Below are 21000 nucleotides of genomic sequence, written 5' to 3'. Positions count from 1 at the left end.
ACTGTTTATTAATTGCTTTGTGTGTTATTATTAGATCCTAATACGATTGTAACGTGATTAGAACGTTTTCTTATTCTGTGTGCTCTTCCTTGAGGTGCAGGACGAAGTCTTTTCAACATCATTCCTCCATCTACTCTAATTTCTTTCACAAAAAGTCCAGCTTCTTCGATGTTTTCTTCGCTGTTTTTTGCTTGCCAGTTTGCAATTGCAGACAAAAGCAATTTCTCTAAATTACGAGAAGCATCCTTTGTACTGAATTTTAATATATTTAGAGCTTTTTCTACTTTCTGTCCTCTTACTAAATCCGCTACTAAGCGCATTTTTCTTGGAGAAGTAGGGCAATTGTTTAGCTTAGCAAAAGCAACTTGCTTGTTAGCTTCTTTAACTTGCTCAGCTCTTTCTCTTTTACGAACTCCCATAGCTTCTTATTATTTTTTACCTTTATTCTTTGCACCAGCGTGACCTCTAAACGATCTTGTTGGTGAAAATTCCCCTAACTTGTGTCCAACCATGTTCTCTGTTACATATACAGGAACAAATTGACGACCATTATGTACTGCGATAGTCTGTCCAACGAAATCTGGAGTAATCATAGAAGCTCTTGACCAAGTTTTGATAACAGCTTTATTTCCAGACTCTACATTTTTAAGAACTTTCTTCTCTAATTTAAAGTGAACATAAGGTCCTTTTTTTAACGAACGTGCCATGTCTTACTCTTTTATTTCTTTCTACGTTCAACGATATACTTGTTACTCGACTTAACTTTAGAACGAGTTCTATAACCTTTAGCAGGCATCCCATTTCTTGAACGTGGGTGTCCTCCTGAAGAGCGACCTTCTCCACCTCCCATTGGGTGATCTACCGGGTTCATCGCTACAGCTCTAGTTCTAGGTCTTCTACCTAACCATCTTGATCTACCCGCTTTACCAGAAACGATTAATTGGTGATCGTGGTTCGATACAGCTCCAATAGTAGCCATACAAGTTAACAAAATCAAACGCACCTCACCAGAAGGCATTTTAATTGTTGCATACTTACCATCTCTTGCTACTAATTGCGCGAAAGTACCAGCTGAACGAGCAATCACTGCTCCTTGTCCAGGACGTAATTCAATACAAGAAATAACAGTTCCTAAAGGAATTTTACTTAAAGGCATTGCATTACCTACTTCAGGTGATGCATCTGGTCCTGAAACTACAGTTTGTCCAACTTTAAGACCAGCTTGTGCGATAACGTAAGTTTTTGCTCCATCCGCATAAGCAAGTAATGAAATAAATGCTGAACGGTTTGGATCATACTCGATTGTTTTAACAATTGCAGGTACTCCTTCTTTTGTTCTTTTGAAATCGATGATACGATATCTTTGTTTATGACCACCACCTGTGTAGCGCATGGTCATTTTTCCTTGACTATTTCTACCTCCAGATTTTTTTTTCGGTGCTAGTAAACTACGCTCCGGCTTATCAGTTGTTATAGCGTCAAAACTATTTACAACTCTAAAACGCTGACCTGGGGTAATAGGTTTTAATTTTCTAACTGACATTATTTATTAGATATTTGAATAAAAGTCTATATTATCTCCTTCTTTCAATTCAACTATTGCTTTTTTGAAAGCATTAGTTTTAGCGTTAATCATACCGCTTTTTGTATACTTAACAGAACGCTTAGCACCATAATTCATAGTATTTACGTTAACAACACTAACACCATAAGTAGCTTCTACTGCTTTTTTGATCTCAATTTTGTTCGCTTTTCTATCAACTACGAAACCATAACGGCCAAAAACTTCACCGTCTTTTGTTACTTTTTCTGTAATTATAGGCTTAATTAAAACACTCATGTTCCTATTATTTGCTTAAATTTTCAACAATTCCAGCCACAGATCCCTCTGTCAAGACTAAGCTTCCCGCATTTAAAATAGCGTAAGTACTTAATTCTGAGTTAGTTACAACAGCAGCCTTCTCTAAATTGCGTGATGACAAATATACATTTTTATTTGATTCACCCAACACAAATAGAGATTTTTTATTTTCTAACCCTAAAGCTTTCAACACACTAATAAAATTCTTAGTACTTGGAGCTTCGAAGTTGAAGTTTTCTAAAACGATTAAGTTCTCTTCGCGAACCTTAATTGAAAACGCTGATTTTCTAGCTAAGCGTTTTAAGTTCTTATTCAATTTGAAAGAGTAGTTTCTCGGTCTTGGTCCGAAGATTCTTCCTCCTCCTCTGAATACTGGTGACTTGATGCTTCCTGCTCTTGCCGTTCCAGTTCCTTTTTGCTTTTTAATCTTGCGTGTACTTCCAGAAATCTCAGCTCTTTCTTTCGCTTTATGAGTCCCTTGTCTTTGATTTGCTAAATATTGTTTAACATCAAGATATACTGCGTGATTATTTGGCTCAATTCCGAATACTGAATCTAAAAGTTCAACTTTTCTTCCAGTATCTTTCCCTGTAATATCTAAAACTTTTACTTCCATTACTTCTGAATGATTACATAAGAGTTTTTGTGTCCTGGAATAGCTCCTTTTACAACAAGTAGGTTCTTATCAGCCACTACTTTTAAAACTCTAAGATTTTGTACTGTTACATTTTCTCCTCCCATTCTTCCTGCCATACGCATTCCTTTGAATACTCTAGATGGATAAGAAGAAGCTCCTACAGAACCTGGTGCTCTTAAACGGTTTTTTTGACCGTGAGTAACTTGACCTACTCCGCCAAATCCATGACGTTTAACAACCCCTTGGAAACCTTTTCCTTTAGATACACCTTGAACGTCTACAAACTCCCCTTCCAAGAATAAATCAACTGTGATTACATCACCTAATTTGTGCTCTCCTTGGAATTCTTTAATTTCAACGACTTTTCTTTTGGCAGATGTTCCCGCTTTCTTAAAGTGACCTAACTCAGCTTTAGTAGCGTGTTTCTCTGTCTTGTCATCGAAACCAAGTTGCAACGCTTCATACCCGTCAACCTCATTGGTTCTGACTTGGGTAACGACACATGGACCAACTTCGATTACTGTACATGGAATGTTTTTTCCATTTTCGTCGAAAATACTAGTCATGCCGATTTTTTTACCAATTAACCCAGACATAAATATTTAATTAAATTATTTGAAACTTATTTAAAAGAATTAAGCATTAGCGCCTTGTAGCGCTAATACTCAATCCTAATTCTTTTATTGTTTTGAACTTACGTTCAGATTATCACACTTTAATCTCAACTTCTACGCCACTTGGTAACTCTAATTTCATTAAAGCATCAATTGTTTTAGAAGAAGAAGAATAAATATCTAACAATCTTTTGTAAGAACTAACTTCAAATTGCTCTCTTGCTTTCTTGTTTACGTGTGGTGAACGTAAAACAGTAAAGATTTTTTTATGAGTTGGTAACGGAATTGGACCTGTTACTACTGCACCTGTACTTTTTACAGTTTTTACGATTTTCTCTGCTGATTTATCAACCAACATATGATCGTAAGATTTTAATTTTATTCTGATTTTTTGACTCATTTTACTCTAAAATTAAGCGTTTCCTTTTGCTTTAGTGATTACAGCCTCTGAAATATTAGATGGTGTTTCAGCATAGTGAGAGAACTCCATTGTAGAAGTAGCTCTACCTGATGACAATGTTCTCAATGTAGTTACATAACCGAACATTTCTGATAATGGCACAGAAGCCTTTACAACTTTTGCTCCATTTCTATCATCCATACTGTTGATTTGTCCACGACGACGGTTCAAATCCCCAACGATATCACCCATGTTTTCTTCAGGAGTCAATACCTCTAATTTCATGATTGGTTCAAGAATTACAGCCCCAGCAGCTTTAGCCGCAGCTTTGTAACCCATTTTCGCTGCTAATTCGAATGATAATGCATCCGAGTCAACCGCGTGGTAAGAACCATCTGTCAAAGTAACTTTCATTGAATCCATTTCGAAACCAGCCAAAGGCCCTTGTTTCATTGCTTCTTTGAATCCTTTTTCTACAGAAGGAATATATTCTTTCGGTACGTTACCTCCTTTTACTTCATTCACGAATTGCAATCCAACGAATGGTTTTCCATCAACGTCATCAGCAGGTCCAATTTTAAACACGATATCCGCGAATTTACCACGTCCACCTGATTGCTTTTTATAAGCTTCTCTGTGTTGTGCATCACGTGTAAGTGTTTCTTTGTACTCAACTTGAGGCTCACCTTGGTTAACTTCAACTTTGAATTCACGTCTCATACGGTCGATTAATACATCTAAGTGTAACTCTCCCATTCCAGAAATAACTGTTTGCCCAGATGCTTTATCTGTTTTCACAGTAAACGTAGGATCCTCTTCAGACAATTTAGCCAAAGCAGTACCCATTTTATCCATATCCGCTTTTGTTTTTGGTTCAATAGCGATACCGATTACAGGATCTGGGAAATCCATACTTTCTAATACAATAGGATGTTTTTCATCACATAAAGTATCTCCAGTTTTGATATCCTTAAATCCTACAGCAGCTCCAATATCTCCAGCCTCAATATATTCGATTGGATTTTGTTTGTTTGCGTGCATTTGGTAGATACGAGAAATACGCTCTTTGTTACCTGAACGTGTGTTCAATACGTAAGAACCAGCATCTAAGTGTCCTGAATAAGCTCTAAAGAAAGCTAAACGACCTACGAAAGGATCGGTAGCAATTTTAAACGCTAATGCAGCGAACGGCTCAGTAACCGATGGTTTACGAATGATAGGCTCTTCAGTATCAGGATTTGTTCCTTCGATAGCTTCCTTATCCATTGGAGAAGGCAAGTAACGACAAACAGCATCTAACATGAACTGAACACCTTTATTTTTGAATGATGAACCACAAGACATAGGGATGATACTCATATCCAAAGTCGCTGCGCGCAACGCTTTGTGAATTTCGTCCTCTGTAATTGAGTTTTCATCTTCCATATATTTCTCAAGAAGGTTCTCGTCATAAGCCGCGATCTCCTCGATTAATTGACCTCTGTATTGTCTAACATCATCAACCATATCAGCTGGGATCTCAACAACGTCAAACGTAGAACCGTGATTTTCATCATGCCATACGATTGCGCGGTTTTTCACTAAGTCAACGATACCTCTGAAATCTGCCTCATCACCAATTGGTAAAACGATTGGCACAGCATTAGATTTCAACATATCTTTAACTTGCTGACATACTGCTAAGAAATTAGCTCCTTGACGGTCCATTTTATTAACGAACCCCATACGAGGAACTTTATAGTTATCAGCTAATCTCCAGTTAGTTTCAGATTGTGGCTCAACACCATCAACTGCACTAAATAAGAATACTAATCCATCCAATACACGTAAAGAACGGTTCACCTCAACTGTAAAGTCAACGTGTCCCGGAGTATCAATAATATTGAAGTGGTACTCCATAGACTCAGCTATCTTCTCACCTTGTTTCGTTGGGAAATTCCAAGTACAAGTAGTCGCTGCTGAAGTAATAGTAATACCTCTTTCCGCCTCTTGCTCCATCCAGTCCATTGTAGAAGATCCTTCGTGAGTTTCTCCCATTTTATGGTTTTTACCTGTATAGAACAAAATACGTTCTGTAGTAGTTGTTTTACCAGCATCGATGTGAGCAGCGATACCAATATTTCTTGTATATTTTAAATCTCTTGCCATTGTATATTTTTTCTGTATGGATTAAAATCTAAAGTGAGAGAACGCTTTATTAGCTTCAGCCATTTTATGCGTATCCATTCTCTTTTTAACTGCAGCACCTTCTTCTTTAGCAGCAGCTAAAATTTCAGAAGCCAATCTTGCAGCCATAGATTTTTCATTTCTTCTTCTCGCATACAAAATCATCCACTTCATCGCCATAGAAATTTTTCTATCTGGACGAATTTGCATCGGGATTTGGAATGTAGCACCTCCAACACGACGAGAACGAACCTCTACGTGTGGCATAACATTAGTTAAAGCATCTTTCCAGATCTCCAATGAAGTTTTCTCTTCATCTTGTTTTTTCTCTTCAACGATTGCTAAAGCATCATAAAATACTTTAAAAGCCGTAGACTTTTTACCGTCCCACATTAAGTTATTTACAAAACGCGTCACTAATTGATCATTAAATTTCGGATCTGGTAAAAGAGGTCTCTTTTTCGCCTGTCTTTTTCTCATGTCTTTTTCTTAAACGTTTAAACGATTATTTTTTGTCTTTAGGGCGTTTTGCACCATATTTAGATCTTCTTTGAGTTCTACCGTTTACTCCAGCAGTATCCAAAGCTCCACGTACGATGTGGTATCTAACACCTGGCAAATCTTTTACCCTTCCTCCTCTAACTAATACTATCGAGTGCTCTTGTAAATTGTGTCCTTCTCCTGGGATGTAAGCGTTTACTTCATTACCATTTGTCAAACGTACCCTTGCAACTTTACGCATTGCAGAGTTAGGTTTTTTAGGTGTAGTAGTATAAACACGCGTACAAACCCCTCTTCTTTGAGGACAAGAATCCAAAGCAACCGATTTACTCTTCTTAGTTAATTGGGTTCTCCCTGTTCTTACTAATTGTTGAATTGTTGGCATAATGTTTATTAATAATTTCTACAATATATTATTCCCCACTATATACGGGGTTGCAAATGTAGAAAGTTTTTTTCTTTTTTCAAAAGACAATTTATTAATTTTCACGTAATTTATTTATTTTATTCTTTAAGTCTCAGCTTCTTACTTTTTTTATTTTACTTTACACGCAAATATACAGCGCAAGTGTCCAAGTCCCTTCTCTCTTTTTTTTTCGCATTATTCCTGTGTTTCACCTCGTATGGACAAGAGACCACCTTGACCCTTGAACTAACGTCAACCCAAGTAAAGGAACGCGAGTTATTACAAAACTTGAGCTATAAAAAAAAACACCCTGATTTACAATCCATTAAACAAACGATTGACAGTATAGACCAGCTATTGTACAAAAAAGGCTATTTGTCTTTCTCCAAAAACAAACAGCAACAAAAGACAACGCTCTTCTATACCTATACACTAGGCCCCCTCCTTGGTCAAGTTATTTTATCAAACAAGCTTTTGTCTGATTCTCATCAGCAACAACTTGGCTTTAGTAAAGACAGTATCGCTTTTGACTTTGAATCACTCCCCTCTATCCTACAACAGTATACCCAACTTTTAGATCGAGCTGGTTTAGGTATGTCAACTTTGCAACTGAGCAATCACAACATTCAAAACAACACGTTGTACTGCGACCTACAACTCAACCTAGCTCCAAGTAGAAAGTTAAATAACATTGCCATTCAAAGCAGTCAGAAAGTTCCTGAAAAAATAATCAAGCAAGTCACTAAACGCTACCTCAACAAACCGTATAGTGAGCAACTGATTTACAATCTAACTCAAACGTTAGGCGATTTAGACTTTTTAAGGCAATACAAAACAGCTGAAACACTTTTTACAGACGACAACACCACACTTTATCTTTATATAGATAAAGTAAACACCAATACTTTCGATGGTTTTATGGGATTCAGTACGGATGAGAATGAAAAATTTTCTCTGGCGGGTTATTTAGACCTTGCTTTAAACAACGTTTTAAATAAAGGAGAATCTATTCAATTATATTGGCGCAGTGATGCCAATAAACAAACACAGTTTGATTTCAAGTCTTCTTTTGTTTATTTATTTAATACTCCCCTCAATCTTAGTGGACAACTCAATATTCAGAAGCAAGACACCATCTATCAGAATACGAAGCTAGCCTTGCAAGTGGGCTATGCTATTCAATATAACCAAAATATTAAACTCGGCTACCAAAGTACTTCTTCAACTACCAATAGTACGTTGCCATCAATGGAAAATTTTGACAGCAAGTTTTATACGTTAAACTATACTATTGTTCGAAAAAGAAACTATTTACCTTTGTTTCCCGTTAATTATTCATTGGACGTTTTGGCTGGAACAGGAAACCGAACGACAGAAGAGGCAAAAGAATCCCAGTATATGATACAGCTCCATGCGAATAAAAATATTGAATTAGCTCCTAAACATTTCTTCTATGTCAATTGGACCTACTATTCGCTATTCAGTAAGGATTATCTTGTCAACGAAATGTATCGTTTTGGAGGTACACAATCACTCCGTGGTTTTCAAGAAAACAGTTTACTAGCCAATCAACTGAACTTAATCAACACAGAATATCGATTTTTAGTGCATCCTAGTTTATACTTACACACGATATTTGACTATGCTGTACAGGAGTTTAAGCCGTTGCATCAAAAGAACACCTTATATAGTGTTGGACTTGGACTTGGCTTCATTACTTCATCCAGCTACTTCAATCTTTCGTTTGCCAATGGTAAACAACCTGGCATTCCCTTTTCTTTTGACAATACCACCATACACATTGGCTTTAAAACCCTCTTCTAATTTTCACGCTCCTCCATGCGATACTTGGATATAAAAGTTTATTCCTAAAACAAAAAACATCAGCTGTTTATTAAAAATATAGCTACATTTGCACCATGGATCAGGAGAATCAAATTTTTGGTATTCGTGCGATAATCGAAGCCATTGAAGCAGGAAAAGATATAGATAAAGTATTCTTACAGAAGGATGCTCAAGGAGAATTGATGAATGAGTTAATCAAATCACTGAAGCGAAATAACATTAATTTCTCTTATGTGCCTATTGAAAAACTCAATCGCCTAACGAAAAAAAATCACCAGGGAGCTATCGGAACGATTGCGCCTATTACTTTTGTATCACTGGAAGAATTAGTCGAAACGACATTAGAGAAGAAAGAAAAACCTTTGTTTGTTGTTTTGGATCAATTATCGGATGCGCGTAATTTTGGTGCCATAATTCGTACAGCCGCTTGCTGTGGAGCCGATGGGATTATCATTTCTAAAAATGGTGCTGCTCCTGTAAATGGAGATACAATAAAAACTTCTGCAGGTGCTGTTTTCAATATTCCAATTTGCAAGGTCGATCACATCAAGGATGCTGTTTTCTACTTACAAGGATCTGGAGTCGTTACTCTAGGTGCTACTGAAAAAGCGGAAAAAGAAATTTACGATGTTGATTTGAATATACCCTTGGCAATCATCATGGGTAGTGAGGACAGAGGAATCAACCCATCTGTATTGAAAATCATTGATGAAAAAGCAAAACTCCCTATGTATAGCAGCATCGACTCTTTAAACGTATCGGTTGCTTGTGGAGCATTTTTATATGAAACAATCAGACAACGTAGATAAATGAGTGATGGGTAATTTTATCCTATATTCATTAGAATCATCTTTCAAAAATAAAAAGGGAAAGGATAGCAGCAGCTATCCTTTCCCTTTTTATTTACTATTCTTTTTGATTATCATCTCATCATCTCATACTCTTATCACCTCACAAAAATCACCCATTTCCATACACAATAGGCAAAGTTGGCCGATACGGATTTGTTACATCCATTGCTTCCTTAACTTCCTTAGGTAGGATTACAAAATTTCCGTTTTCGTCAAAGCATTGCATAAAAGGATCCTCGTTTGGATTATAAGTTGGTGATTGCCATTCATACTTATATATCTTTTCTGCATAGACTGGATTCTTTAACACAAAAGACAACAACATTCCTGTAATGAACCCGCTTAAATGACCTTCCCAAGAAACGCCCTCTTCGATATCGGGAAACACATACCATATCATGCTTCCATAGAGCATTACAATTAAAAGCGAGAGTGCAACTAAACGAAAATACTTTGTTTGTATTCCTTTAAAGAACATATAACTAACTAAAACATAAATCAAGCCGCTAGCACCGATGTGATAACTCTCTCTAGCAATGATCCACGTTCCCAATCCCGACAACAAAATCCCCCAGCCCAAGATTTGCCTTACTTGTTTTTTGTAGAAAAATTGTACCAATAACAACAATACGAACAACGCAACAGAATTGTTGTAAATGTGTTTTAATCCGCCATGTATAAACGGACTAAAAAATATCCCTCTAAGTCCTGTCAAGGTACGTGGATAAATACCGTATTGATAAAGTTGCAAATAATCTTTCCAATCTAACCAATACACCGTCCATATTATCATTAAGAATACTACAGGGAGGATAATAAGATCGGCGCTGATGACAAGTTGTTTATCTTTCATTGAATAGTGTTCAAAACTGCATAAAACATAAAGGTATAAAAATGTATTTCAATTCAACCATACAAACCACTTGCTTTTCAGGACAATTTTAGTTAACTCCTTTTTATTCGAGATTATAGGTTGTATTTTTGTATTTCTCAAAATCACATTGTCATGGATGCACCATTAGCAGAAAGAGTACGACCGCAAACCTTAGCTGACTATGTTAGTCAGTCACATCTTGTGGGGGAACAAGGAATCTTAACCAAGCAATTACAAACTGGCTTTATTCCGTCTTTGCTTTTTTGGGGACCTCCAGGAACAGGAAAGACAACTTTAGCTGAAATCTTAGCCAAGGAGAGTCAACGTCCTTTTTATGTCTTGAGTGCAATCAACTCGGGAGTTAAAGATGTACGAGAGGTTATAGAAAAAGCAAAATCTAATCACGGTTTATTTACTGCACGCAATCCCATTTTGTTTATCGATGAGATTCACCGTTTCAGTAAATCACAACAAGATTCGCTTTTAGCTGCGGTTGAGCGTGGATGGATTACTCTAATTGGGGCTACAACGGAGAATCCAAGTTTCGAAGTGATTCCCGCATTGCTTTCTAGATGCCAAGTATACACACTGAATGCTTTTACAAAAGAAGATTTGCGCGCTTTACTAGATCGAGCGATTGCGAAAGATTCTTTTCTTCGATCCAAACGAATCATCTTACAGGAAACAGAGGCTCTTTTTCGCGTATCGGGTGGAGATGGTCGAAAGCTATTAAACACATTCGAATTACTTGTCAATGCTACTTTAGGTGATGAAATCGTTTTGACCAATGACTACGTCATGCAAGTTGTACAGAAAAACACGGTCTTATATGATAAAACGGGCGAACAGCATTACGATATTGTTTCAGCCTTTATCAAGTCTATACGAGGGAGCGATCCCAATGGTGCAGTTTATTGGTTGGCGCGTATGATTGAAGGGGGTGAGGATGTAAAATTCATTGCAAGGCGTTTGGTTATTGCTGCATCAGAGGATATCGGCAACGCTAATCCCACTGCCTTAATTATGGCTACCAACACCTTTCAAGCCGTTTCCGTTATTGGTTATCCAGAAAGCAGAATCTTATTGAGTCAATGCGCAATCTACTTAGCTACCTCACCAAAGAGCAACTCCACGTACATAGCCATTGGTAAAGCGCAACAACTTGTAAAACAAACTGGCGATTTATCCGTGCCTATCCACTTGCGCAATGCCCCTACTAAATTAATGAAAGAGTTGGGATATGGTGAAGACTATAAATACTCCCATGATTACCCCAATAATTTTGTCGATCAAGAATTCCTCCCAACGGAATTAAGCGGAACCTTATTGTATGAACCTGGGCACAATAGCAGAGAAAATGGCACGCGAGATTTTCTAAAAAACAGATGGCAATTTAAATACAATTACTAATACAAAAGCCCGCTTTTAGAGCAGGCTTTTTATGTCTAATAAGTTATTTACTTGAGGTAAAGTTGCAGGCACAGCTCTATGGTGTTCGTTGTAATAAATCACATCCATCCCGATTTTTTGTGCACCTTCTATATCCGCTAGAAGATTATCTCCAATCATGACAGTCTCTTTCACCTGAACTTGAGCTAAATCCAAGGCATAGGTAAAAATTTTAGCATCTGGTTTTTTGACTCCTGCACGTTCAGAATTCGTCACGGTTTGAAAATAGCTTTCCATTCCAGAATTTTTAATTTTTCTCGCTTGTACTTGATCAAATCCATTGGTAATGATGTGCAGTTTATACTTTTCTTGCAAGTAGTCTAAAATTTCTATAGCTCCATCAAAAAGGTGATTGTAGTTGGGTAAGTACGAAAGATAGCGATCGCCTACTTCTAACATTTTATCGGTTGTTGTAGCATATGCCAAAGAATTAAAAGTATCTCGAATTCTTCCGATACGCAATTCTGCTTGTGAGATTTGATTTAGACTATAGCGATCCCAATAGTCTGCATTGATACTCACATAGTAATTTAAAAACTGTTCGATTGTAAAAGGCAGTTTCATTTCATTCAGTACTTGTTCGAAAGCTAAGGCAGAATTTTTTTCAAAATCCCAAAGCGTGTGATCCAAGTCAAAAAATATATCGGTTTTATGTTCAAACTTTTTTAAGTCCATCGGTACTTTTTCCAATTAAAGCTACAAAAGTAAACATTTTAAAAAAAACAGCACGGCTTAGAATCTTCCATGATCAACAAAACTATAATAATCATACTCTGTAATAATAAAATGATCCAGAATGGTGATGTCCATGATATTTCCAGCCTCCTTTATCTTTCTCGTAATTTGAAAATCTGCTTCACTAGGCAAAAGCTTACCTGAAGGATGATTGTGTGCTAAGATTACGGCAGTGGCTTGTTTTTCTAAGGCGAGTTTAAATAAAATTCTCAAATCAACGACTGTTCCCGTCACCCCACCTTTACTGATATTAATAGCATCGATTAACTGATGCTTGATAAAAGGCTCTTCCCGACTAGCTACAATACCCCGCACGTGATTGGCATTATTCAAGAAGATCACCCAAAACTCTTCATGGGTTAATTCTCCTATTTTTGGTCGCATTAATTCAAATACATCCTGGCTACACGTAATTTTAGTCCGCTTAATTTTATCTGCCATTCGCCTGCGTTGACCTAATTCTAAGGCAGCGACAATAGCAATTGCCTTAGCTTCTCCTATTCCTTTAAAACGTTGCAAACTCAATACGGACTGCTTAGCTAATTCAGCTAAGTCGGATTCATTAGCTTGCAGAATCCTTCGGCTTAAATCAATCGCCGATTCTTCTTTATTACCCGAACCAATTAAAATAGCTAATAATTCAGCATCACTTAAGGCGCTTTTCCCTTTGAGCATGAGTTTTTCTCGTGGACGATCATCATTTGCCCAAGCATGTATTGGTTTTTTTATTTCAGCCATGGTATCACTATATTAAATCCTCCCTTGGTCTTTCAAAAATCAGTCCACCTCTCAAGCTTCTTCTTCTTTTTCTGCGATTGGTAAATATCTTAAACTAAAAAATCCTTTCAGTGAAAGGATTTTTTTAGTTTATCTATATTGTTTGGACAAATGCATTCAAATCAAGTCCGCCATAATCACCTGAACTCATGAATAGCAATACGCTATCTTTTAGGTCTAGTGTTTTGATAAAGGCCTTGAAGTCATCCGCATTGGTATAAGTGGTCAACGTCGGTAAGGCGAATGCTTCTTGCATTTGATCTGCAGGAATTTCTGGCATACGCTTAATTTTTAAAGCCTCCAAAGAATAAAACACCACTGCTTGATCAGCTACATCTAAACTTCCGTTATACTCAGATAAGAAATCTGCATTTAGACTACTATAGGTATGCAATTCTAAACACGCAACTAGTTTTTTAGTTGGATATTGTGCACGAACTGCTTTCATCGTCGCTTTTACCTTACTTGGAGAATGCGCAAAATCTTTGTATACAACTGTAGTATTTTTATCATACAATTTTTCTAAGCGCTTTGAAGCTCCTTTGAAACTTGTAATGGCATCAAAAAAATCATCTTCATCGATACCCATATTTTGACATACCCATTTAGCTCCACTAATATTATTAATATTATGTTGGCCGAATACTTCTAACGGCATAGGTCCTTCTGAAGTAACTAAATAAGCAACCCCGTCAACAATTTCATTTTCTAAGGTTGTATAAGGTATTCTGCGAATTGGATTGGTACTTTCTTCTGCAATTTGCTTTACAATAGCATCTTCTTCATTGTATATTAAGATGCCTCCATTGGTAATTTTATCTATGAAAATGCGGAATTGATCGACATAATTTTCGAAAGTTGGAAATACATTAATATGATCCCAAGCTATTCCGCTTAACAAAGCAATATTGGGTTCATATAAATGAAACTTAGGTCGTCTATCAATAGGAGAAGATAGATATTCATCCCCTTCTATCAACATAAAATCATTTTCATCCGTTAGATTTACCATGCGATCAAATCCTTCTAGCTGTGCACCTACAAGATAATCGACTTCAACACCGTGATAATTCAATACATGCAACACCATAGAGGTTATCGTTGTTTTACCATGTGACCCCCCAATGACTACACGGGTTTTATTTTTAGCATGTTCATAGATAAACTCAGGATAGGAATAGATTTTCAACCCTAATTCTCTTGCTTTGATCAATTCGGGATTGTCTTCCTTTGCATGCATGCCCAAGATTATCGCATCGATATCAGCTGTAATTTTCTCTGCATACCAGCCTTCTTGCTCAGGTAGTAATCCCTGTTTTGCCAATCTAGTTTTAGAGGGTTCAAAAATAGCATCATCACTTCCTGTAACAACATCGCCTTTTGCATGTAAGGCTAAAGCTAAATTGTGCATGGCACTTCCTCCGATTGCAATAAAATGTACGCGCATTATTTTATCTATTTAAAATCGATTTGTAATTGGCGTTAAAATTACAATTTTATTACTAGAAATAACAGGATACTTTGTGCAATGCACCTAGAAAAAAAGAGGAATATTTTTGATTATTTTTCACAAGTTAAATGCTTCATTTTCTTATTTAAACACTAGAATAGTCTAATTAAATAGTCCTACAACACATCATTTTTAATATTTGATTAACTTTTAAGAGAAAATATATCGTATTTTCGTCAAAATTTTATTAAAAAATCGCCCTATGGACAATTACACTCCACCACCATTACCACAGCAGAAAAGTGGTAATAACACACAAGTTTTAGGTATTTTAGCTCTTGTTTCTGGTATTATAGGTTTACCAGCCTCTTTCATTCCGTGCTTTGGAATGATTGCTATCATTGTTTCAGTAGCTGCCATTGTATTGGGAATCTTAGCTATTTCTAGTGCAAAAAAACACAATGAATCTAAAGGTTTAGGAATTGCAGGCCTTGTTCTTGGAAGTATTAGTTTTGCTATTATTCTGCTTTGGGGACTTCTGTTTGCTTCTGTTACAACAGCAGCAATCAAGAACATTGATGATGCTCAGAAAGAACTAGACAAAATGAATAACCAAGAGTATGAATACTACGAAGAAGAGGAAGAAGATTCTCTTCAAGATCAAGGTGAAACTCTTTTTATAGAAGAACAAGTAACGGAATAAAGCGTGTCAAATTACAGGATTATCAATGGGATTTTTTTCGTTTTGATGTTGTGTTTGTTTGGATATATTTTCTTTCTTACTTCAACAACCTCAACCGCGTTAAGTATTCGTTCCGCTTGCGAAGGATTACCTGATGTACTCTGTAGAAGTAGGGGATTAACCCGAGATTTTATGACACTGCTTAAAGGAGAAGACAATTTGATTAATCCCTATAGTTATTCGATATTTTTCTTTTTTGTTTATGTAGGCGTTTCAAGGGGAATATTACTTGTATTACCTTCTACTCTTCACAGCAACAAAATAGTAATTATCGACATTATTATACTCTGTATCTTCTTTTTATATGCTTTTCTACCTCTGTTAGGATTGGATATAAGATTATAAAAAAACAGCTTGCAAATTAATGCAAGCTGTTTTTTTATACCCTCATCATTTGAGGAAAAAAAAAAAGTAGCAAACCTGGGTTTGCTACTTTTTTTTTATTCTTATTTTCTAACAATGTTCATCTCTTCAATAAGGTGTTTTGCATCAGCAAACTTATCAATGACAAACAGTACATAACGAATATCGACGTTAATTGTTCTTTGCAAAGCTGGGTCGTAAATTACATCACCTGCCATTGCTTCAATATTTCCATCAAAAGCTAAACCGATTAACTCTCCTTTTCCATTTAATACAGGTGAACCTGAGTTACCTCCTGTAATATCGTGATTTGTCAAAAAGTTTACAGGTAGATGTCCTTCTTTATCTGCATACATTCCGTAATCACGAGTTTTTTCTAATTCGATTAATTTTGTTGGTACGTCAAATTCTTCATCACCAGGTACGTGTTTTGCTACAGTCCCTTTTAATGTAGTATACCAATTTTCTTTTGCATCATTTACTTTTTCTCCTCTTGGTAACCCTTTTACCGTACCGTAGGTTAAACGCAATGTTGAGTTAGCATCTGGATAGTATTTCCCTGTTGGATTACTCTTGACAACTCCATCAACAAACAAACGATATGCTTTTTGGTATTTATCTTCTAATTTTGCCAATTCATCACTTTTCGCTCTGTACTGTTCCATAATAGCAACAGAAAGTTTCAATAATGGATCTTTGGAAATTGTTACTCCTTTAGGGTTTTCAATAAAGGCTAATACGCGTTCTTTATTTGCAAATACACTCTGTTTAAATGCTTCTTCAACGTATTTATTAAAATCACCATTGTAGTCTTTTTTCAACACTTCAATATAAGGAGCAATTGCATAACCTTCCGATTTAGCAGCATACAGCATTAATTGCTTCGCTAGCATTTCTTTTTCTAACGCTTCATTTTGCCCGTCGTACATTTCATTTACATAAGCAATAAAATCATCGTGCATTTCTTTTCTTTTCTTTTCATCTCCCATAGCGTAAGCTTCCATGCCACCTGATAAACGGTATGGAGTAGCAGCCATTGCAGAAGTACGCAACATCGTCATCAAGTAATTATCATGACGTGCTTTTGTATTAGTTGCAGCATAGAATGCATTAATATCGCTAATTACGTCTCCGTATTTTGCTTTATTTTCTTTTTTATTGGCCCATTTTTGGAATTCTTTTTCCGCTGCAGTTTTCGTTGCAACTGTTTGATGCTGATTTAAAGCATCAATCATCCCTTGTCTATTTTTCCAGTAGTTTGCTACTCCGGCATATTTTGAAGCATAATTTAAACGCACGGCATCATCATTAGACATGTGTTTTTTCATTACATCCATTCCTAATTTTGAACCTTCTACCCAAGCAGGGTAAGCGAACTTAATATTTTGCTCTACTCCTTGTGCAGGCATCCAACGATTTGTTCTACCTGGGTATCCTAAAATCATAGAGAAGTCTCCTTCTTTAATTCCAGCGATAGAAACAGGTAAAGCGTGTTTCGGCTTCATCGGAACGTTAGTTGCGCTATACTCAGCAGGGTTTCCATTTTTATCTGTGTATACACGGAACATAGAGAAATCACCTGTATGACGTGGCCACTCCCAGTTATCCGTATCCCCACCAAATTTTCCAATGCTATTTGGAGGTGTTCCAACTAAACGCACATCATTGTAATCTTCATATACGAAATAGTAGTACTCATTACCTTGGAAAAACGATTTCACCGAAACTGTATATCTTCCATCTCCGTCATTTTCAGCTTGAATCTTAGCAATTTCTTGGTTGATTAATTTTTCTCTTTCTCCTTCAGTCATCTTATCATTTACCACGCTCATGATGCGTTTTGTTACATCATCCATACGCACGAAGAAACGAACAGACAACCCTTTTGCTGGTCTTTCTGTTTCCTTATCTTTTGCCCAGAATCCGTTAGTTAAAATATCATCTTCTGGTGTAGACAAGTTTGCAATCTTATCATACCCACAGTGGTGGTTTGTCAAAACCAATCCTTGATTTGAGATTATCTCTGCTGTACATCCACCATCAAACTGCACAATTGCATCTTTTAATGAATGATTATTAATGCTGTAAATTTCTTCAGCAGTTAGCTGTAATCCCATTTTCTCCATATCGCGTTGATTCAAACGCTCAATGAACATTAAAAACCACATTCCCTCGTCTGCCTTTAATTTAACAGGCGCAATAAGTAAAAATGCAGTCAGTAATAAAACGATTTTTTTCATAATTATAATAGTATGTTACTTAGTTTGCGAAGATACTTGAATAAACAAAATAATTAATCTTTCTCTTCTTCATTTTTATTGGTATTTGTATGTGTACACGTTGTTTTGTCTTCTTCTTCACAAGATTCATCAAAACCATAACGATCTTTCAACTCATCGATAACTGATTTGTTCCACAACTTGATTCCCGTCATATACGCAGTTCGAGCAATTAAAAATGCTGCTACGGGCGAAGTGATAAACAAGAAAAAAACAATGGCAAATACTTTGGTGGTAATTGAAAATTCAGAAAAGTGAATAGCCGCGGCACCAAGAATACAACCAATACCCAGGGTTGCGGCTTTAATCGTAATAGATAATCGCGTATAAAAATCGGGCATTCTAAAAATACCGATAGAAGCGATTAAAATAAAAATAGCCCCCAGTGTACTCAAAATCATGATTAGTATATCAGTCATCTCTTTCTCTTTTATCTAAGTAAAACGAAAAGGCTACGGTACTCAAAAACGCGATTAGCGCCATGATTACAGCCACATCTAAAAATATAGGATTATTGGTAATCAGACTAAATAATCCAATAAACCCAACTCCTACGGTAATGAGTAAGTCAATAGCCACTACACGATCCACCACTGCGGGCCCTTTCAGAAATCGGATAAAGATTAAAATTAAGGACAAACTGATGATGGGCATGACCACATATATCAAATAGGTTTCTACTGTCATCGTAAAATAGCTAATAATTTCTTTTCGGTTCTTTCTTTCATGCGCTGAATGAATTTGTCTTTATCCTTCAGATACATCGTATGAATAAATATATGACTTTTATCGTCTGCAATATCGATTACCATGGTACCAGGTGTAAGTGCAATAATATTGGCTAACATCGTTATTTCGAAATCTGTTTTTGCATCAATTTCATATTTAATAATACCCGGTGTAGTATGATAATTTGGTGTAATTACGTCAATAGCCACTTGCAGATTTGCTTGAAGCATATCTACAAAGAAGTAAAAAATAAAGACGATAATTTTAGGTACGCGATAAAAGTATTCTTTGTCAGCTTTATTGGAAGAGGTTTTCGTCAACATCCACAGAATAAAGAAACCCGCTACTCCTCCAAAGAAGAAATTTGCGTAGTTTAATTGTCCTGTAAGTGCAACCCAGACAAAGGTCAATAAGATATTAAGTAAAAAATATTTCAGCATACTTTCCGTTATTTAATGCCCTGTAAAACTGATTCTATATAAATCGAAGGATTCATCATTTCATGTGCCACTCGCTCGGAAACTTCAAAGATTAAAGGGGCGTTCAATCCAATAAAAAGAGATACTCCGGCCAAGGCAGCTACAGGTAAAATCAAGGCTACTTTTCCCGAACTCACAAAAGGTGCAAAGTGATCAATTTCTTCACTATTGGGTTTAGGCAAATCTTTCCAAAACACTTCCGACCAGATTCGCGCTACGATAAACAGCGTTACGAAACTCGCAAATATGAGTGTTCCCAACAGCACATATTGCTCTAATCTAAACGCTTCTTGGAACAACATAATTTTAGGCCAAAAACCAGATAATGGTGGAATTCCAACCAAAGAGAACAGAATAACAGCAAACAAGATGGAAAGCTTAGGGTAATCTTTATACAATCCTCCTAATCGGTTAATATCTTGTGTTTCTCTAATTTTCTGTATCAAGCCACTCATCATAAAAAGGTTACTTTTCACAATAACATCGTGGATTAAGTAAAAGATAACTCCTACAAAAGCGAGTTCTGTATATAAGCCAAATCCGGCTATTAAGTATCCGATATGACAAACAATAAAGTACGATAGGATACGGCGGATATTCCTTTTATTAATTGCGCCCAATGCGCCACTAATCATCGTTAAGATAGCAATCACCACAAAAACCCCTAAGACAAAATCATCCGGTTGGAATACGATCGTAAACACTCTAAACATGGAGTAGACCCCCATTTTAGTTAGTAGTCCACCAAAAATAGCACCAATGGCCGAAGGTGGGGTATGATAAGAGGAAGGCAACCAGAAATACATGGGAAATACGGCCGATTTAATTCCAAATCCCACAAAGAACAACAGTGCGGTTACCGATACTAAACCTCTATTTTCAACAATGGCGACTTGATGTGCCAAATCGGCTATATTCAAGCTTCCCGTAATTCCGTAAAGGATTCCGATAGCTGTTAAGAAAATAGTAGAGGCCAGCATGTTCATGGTGACATATTTAACGGCAGACTCCATTTGTCTTTTCTTTCCTCCTAGAGTCAACAAGACAAAAGAGGAGATAATCACGACTTCAAACCAAACGTATAAATTAAAGATATCGCCTGTCAAGAAAGCTCCTAAAAGCCCCATGATTAGAAAGTGGAAAATAATAAAATACCCGTATTTGATTCGGCTTATATTGATCGCAGATGTAGAGTAAATTCCTACAGCTAAAGCTACTGTGGCCGTAAGCAGTACCATAACGGCACTTAGTGTATCCGCAACGAAGGTAATACCAAAAGGAGCTTTCCAGCTTCCAAGTTGCAAGGTTATTGCGCCATGTTCCCAAGTTGCAGCAAATAAATTCCAACACAACAAAAAAGCAATGCTATTACCAACGATACTTATTATTTTTTGAATTTTTACATTTTTCCAAAAAAACAATAACACAACCGCCGTAAACATATGAGCAAAAATTGGCGCTAATATGAAGTTTGAAATCATATATCTAAATCTTGAATATTAAGAGAATCTAAATCATCCGTTCCGGTTGTACTATATACTTTGTTCAATAAAACAATAGCAAAAGCAGTCAAACCAAAACTAATTACAATTGCGGTTAAGATCAGTGCCTGAGGCACAGGATCAGCATAAGCATCAAAAAATTGCGTGTGTTCTTCGTCAATAATTGGCGCTTTGCCTTTCGTTAATTCTCCCATTAGAAAGATGAGGATATTGGCACCGTTGCCTAACATCATCAATCCGAGGAGTAACTTCACCATACTTCTGCGAAACATTAAATAAATGCCTGCAGAATACAATATACCTACTAAAACTACGAGTAATAATTCCATTTCAATGTTTC

Annotated in this window: 24 protein-coding genes; 4 read left to right on the top strand and 20 right to left on the bottom strand. The window is 36.5% G+C overall.

What is annotated here, in order from left to right; translation table 11 throughout:
- Positions 1 to 8 precede the first annotated feature (8 nt).
- The 10 genes from rplV to rpsL all read right to left on the bottom strand — a co-directional run bounded on the left by rplV (position 9) and on the right by rpsL (position 6564).
- On the bottom strand, positions 9 to 419 hold the full coding sequence (rplV, locus tag FBR08_RS09315; RefSeq protein WP_158962478.1) for a 50S ribosomal protein L22: 411 nt from the start codon (positions 417 to 419) through the stop codon (positions 9 to 11).
- A gap of 9 nt (positions 420 to 428) precedes the next feature.
- Positions 429 to 707, bottom strand: a complete 279-nt coding sequence (gene rpsS / locus FBR08_RS09310) for a 30S ribosomal protein S19 (protein ID WP_002987514.1) — start codon at positions 705 to 707, stop codon at positions 429 to 431.
- A gap of 11 nt (positions 708 to 718) precedes the next feature.
- Entirely contained in the window at positions 719 to 1543 is an 825-nt protein-coding gene (rplB, locus tag FBR08_RS09305; protein WP_002987516.1) for a 50S ribosomal protein L2, read from the bottom strand.
- A 6-nt stretch (positions 1544 to 1549) separates the two neighbouring features.
- A complete protein-coding gene (gene rplW / locus FBR08_RS09300; protein WP_158962477.1) occupies positions 1550 to 1840 on the bottom strand; it encodes a 50S ribosomal protein L23 in 291 nt (96 codons plus the stop codon).
- 7 nt (positions 1841 to 1847) lie between these two features.
- A complete protein-coding gene (gene rplD, locus FBR08_RS09295; RefSeq protein WP_158962476.1) occupies positions 1848 to 2477 on the bottom strand; it encodes a 50S ribosomal protein L4 in 630 nt (209 codons plus the stop codon).
- Positions 2477 to 3094 (bottom strand): 50S ribosomal protein L3, encoded by a 618-nt coding sequence (gene rplC / locus FBR08_RS09290; RefSeq protein ID WP_158962475.1) that lies wholly within the window; start codon positions 3092 to 3094, stop codon positions 2477 to 2479. The genes rplD and rplC overlap by 1 nt, the downstream gene beginning before the upstream one ends.
- A gap of 112 nt (positions 3095 to 3206) precedes the next feature.
- Complete coding sequence (gene rpsJ, locus FBR08_RS09285; RefSeq protein ID WP_026710316.1) at positions 3207 to 3512, bottom strand: 30S ribosomal protein S10; 306 nt, start codon at positions 3510 to 3512, stop codon at positions 3207 to 3209.
- Between the two features lie 12 nt (positions 3513 to 3524).
- Positions 3525 to 5660 (bottom strand): elongation factor G, encoded by a 2136-nt coding sequence (gene fusA / locus FBR08_RS09280; protein WP_158962474.1) that lies wholly within the window; start codon positions 5658 to 5660, stop codon positions 3525 to 3527.
- Between the two features lie 21 nt (positions 5661 to 5681).
- A complete protein-coding gene (gene rpsG, locus FBR08_RS09275) occupies positions 5682 to 6158 on the bottom strand; it encodes a 30S ribosomal protein S7 (protein ID WP_158962473.1) in 477 nt (158 codons plus the stop codon).
- 25 nt (positions 6159 to 6183) lie between these two features.
- A complete protein-coding gene (rpsL, locus tag FBR08_RS09270; RefSeq protein WP_002987523.1) occupies positions 6184 to 6564 on the bottom strand; it encodes a 30S ribosomal protein S12 in 381 nt (126 codons plus the stop codon).
- A gap of 309 nt (positions 6565 to 6873) precedes the next feature.
- Here rpsL and FBR08_RS09265 point away from each other — a divergent pair, with 309 nt between their 5' ends.
- Positions 6874 to 8409, top strand: coding sequence for a BamA/TamA family outer membrane protein (locus tag FBR08_RS09265; RefSeq protein WP_233266073.1), 1536 nt, complete (start codon positions 6874 to 6876; stop codon positions 8407 to 8409).
- Positions 8410 to 8504: 95 nt separating this feature from the next.
- Positions 8505 to 9239 carry a 23S rRNA (guanosine(2251)-2'-O)-methyltransferase RlmB gene (gene rlmB, locus FBR08_RS09260; RefSeq protein WP_158962471.1) on the top strand — a complete coding sequence of 245 codons (735 nt, stop codon included), beginning with the start codon at positions 8505 to 8507 and terminating at the stop codon, positions 9237 to 9239.
- Positions 9240 to 9390: 151 nt separating this feature from the next.
- Here the strand turns inward: rlmB and FBR08_RS09255 are convergent, their stop codons facing one another.
- On the bottom strand, positions 9391 to 10134 hold the full coding sequence (locus FBR08_RS09255) for a rhomboid family intramembrane serine protease (protein WP_158962470.1): 744 nt from the start codon (positions 10132 to 10134) through the stop codon (positions 9391 to 9393).
- Between the two features lie 153 nt (positions 10135 to 10287).
- On the opposite strand from FBR08_RS09255, the gene FBR08_RS09250 reads away from it, so the two are divergent.
- Complete coding sequence (locus FBR08_RS09250; protein ID WP_158962469.1) at positions 10288 to 11565, top strand: replication-associated recombination protein A; 1278 nt, start codon at positions 10288 to 10290, stop codon at positions 11563 to 11565.
- Between the two features lie 15 nt (positions 11566 to 11580).
- Here the strand turns inward: FBR08_RS09250 and FBR08_RS09245 are convergent, their stop codons facing one another.
- The 3 genes from FBR08_RS09245 to FBR08_RS09235 all read right to left on the bottom strand — a co-directional run bounded on the left by FBR08_RS09245 (position 11581) and on the right by FBR08_RS09235 (position 14563).
- The gene (locus FBR08_RS09245; protein WP_158962468.1) at positions 11581 to 12279 is read right to left on the bottom strand and encodes a YjjG family noncanonical pyrimidine nucleotidase; all 699 of its coding nucleotides are present in this window, start codon (positions 12277 to 12279) and stop codon (positions 11581 to 11583) included.
- Positions 12280 to 12336: 57 nt separating this feature from the next.
- On the bottom strand, positions 12337 to 13077 hold the full coding sequence (locus FBR08_RS09240) for a JAB domain-containing protein (protein ID WP_158962467.1): 741 nt from the start codon (positions 13075 to 13077) through the stop codon (positions 12337 to 12339).
- 133 nt (positions 13078 to 13210) lie between these two features.
- A complete protein-coding gene (locus FBR08_RS09235; protein ID WP_158962466.1) occupies positions 13211 to 14563 on the bottom strand; it encodes a UDP-N-acetylmuramate--L-alanine ligase in 1353 nt (450 codons plus the stop codon).
- A 265-nt stretch (positions 14564 to 14828) separates the two neighbouring features.
- On the opposite strand from FBR08_RS09235, the gene FBR08_RS09230 reads away from it, so the two are divergent.
- Complete coding sequence (locus tag FBR08_RS09230; protein ID WP_158962465.1) at positions 14829 to 15269, top strand: DUF4190 domain-containing protein; 441 nt, start codon at positions 14829 to 14831, stop codon at positions 15267 to 15269.
- 485 nt (positions 15270 to 15754) lie between these two features.
- On the opposite strand, the gene FBR08_RS09225 is transcribed toward FBR08_RS09230, so the two are convergent.
- Genes FBR08_RS09225 through FBR08_RS09200 form a run of 6 tightly spaced genes read right to left on the bottom strand, consistent with a single transcriptional unit; the run spans position 15755 to position 20989 of the window.
- A complete protein-coding gene (locus FBR08_RS09225; protein ID WP_158962464.1) occupies positions 15755 to 17911 on the bottom strand; it encodes a S46 family peptidase in 2157 nt (718 codons plus the stop codon).
- Positions 17912 to 17964: 53 nt separating this feature from the next.
- Positions 17965 to 18369, bottom strand: a complete 405-nt coding sequence (mnhG, locus tag FBR08_RS09220; protein ID WP_158962463.1) for a monovalent cation/H(+) antiporter subunit G — start codon at positions 18367 to 18369, stop codon at positions 17965 to 17967.
- Positions 18362 to 18637, bottom strand: coding sequence for a monovalent cation/H+ antiporter complex subunit F (locus tag FBR08_RS09215; protein WP_158962462.1), 276 nt, complete (start codon positions 18635 to 18637; stop codon positions 18362 to 18364). The genes mnhG and FBR08_RS09215 overlap by 8 nt, the downstream gene beginning before the upstream one ends.
- Entirely contained in the window at positions 18634 to 19119 is a 486-nt protein-coding gene (locus FBR08_RS09210; protein WP_158962461.1) for a Na+/H+ antiporter subunit E, read from the bottom strand. The genes FBR08_RS09215 and FBR08_RS09210 overlap by 4 nt, the downstream gene beginning before the upstream one ends.
- A gap of 8 nt (positions 19120 to 19127) precedes the next feature.
- Positions 19128 to 20639 (bottom strand): proton-conducting transporter transmembrane domain-containing protein, encoded by a 1512-nt coding sequence (locus FBR08_RS09205; RefSeq protein WP_158962460.1) that lies wholly within the window; start codon positions 20637 to 20639, stop codon positions 19128 to 19130.
- Positions 20636 to 20989, bottom strand: coding sequence for a Na+/H+ antiporter subunit C (locus FBR08_RS09200; protein ID WP_158962459.1), 354 nt, complete (start codon positions 20987 to 20989; stop codon positions 20636 to 20638). Before FBR08_RS09200 ends, FBR08_RS09205 begins: the two co-directional genes overlap by 4 nt.
- Positions 20990 to 21000 lie beyond the last annotated feature (11 nt).

It is taken from the genome of Myroides fluvii (assembly GCF_009792295.1).
GTDB lineage: Bacteria > Bacteroidota > Bacteroidia > Flavobacteriales > Flavobacteriaceae > Flavobacterium > Flavobacterium fluvii_A.
This window is presented reverse-complemented; position numbering and strand designations above follow the sequence as displayed.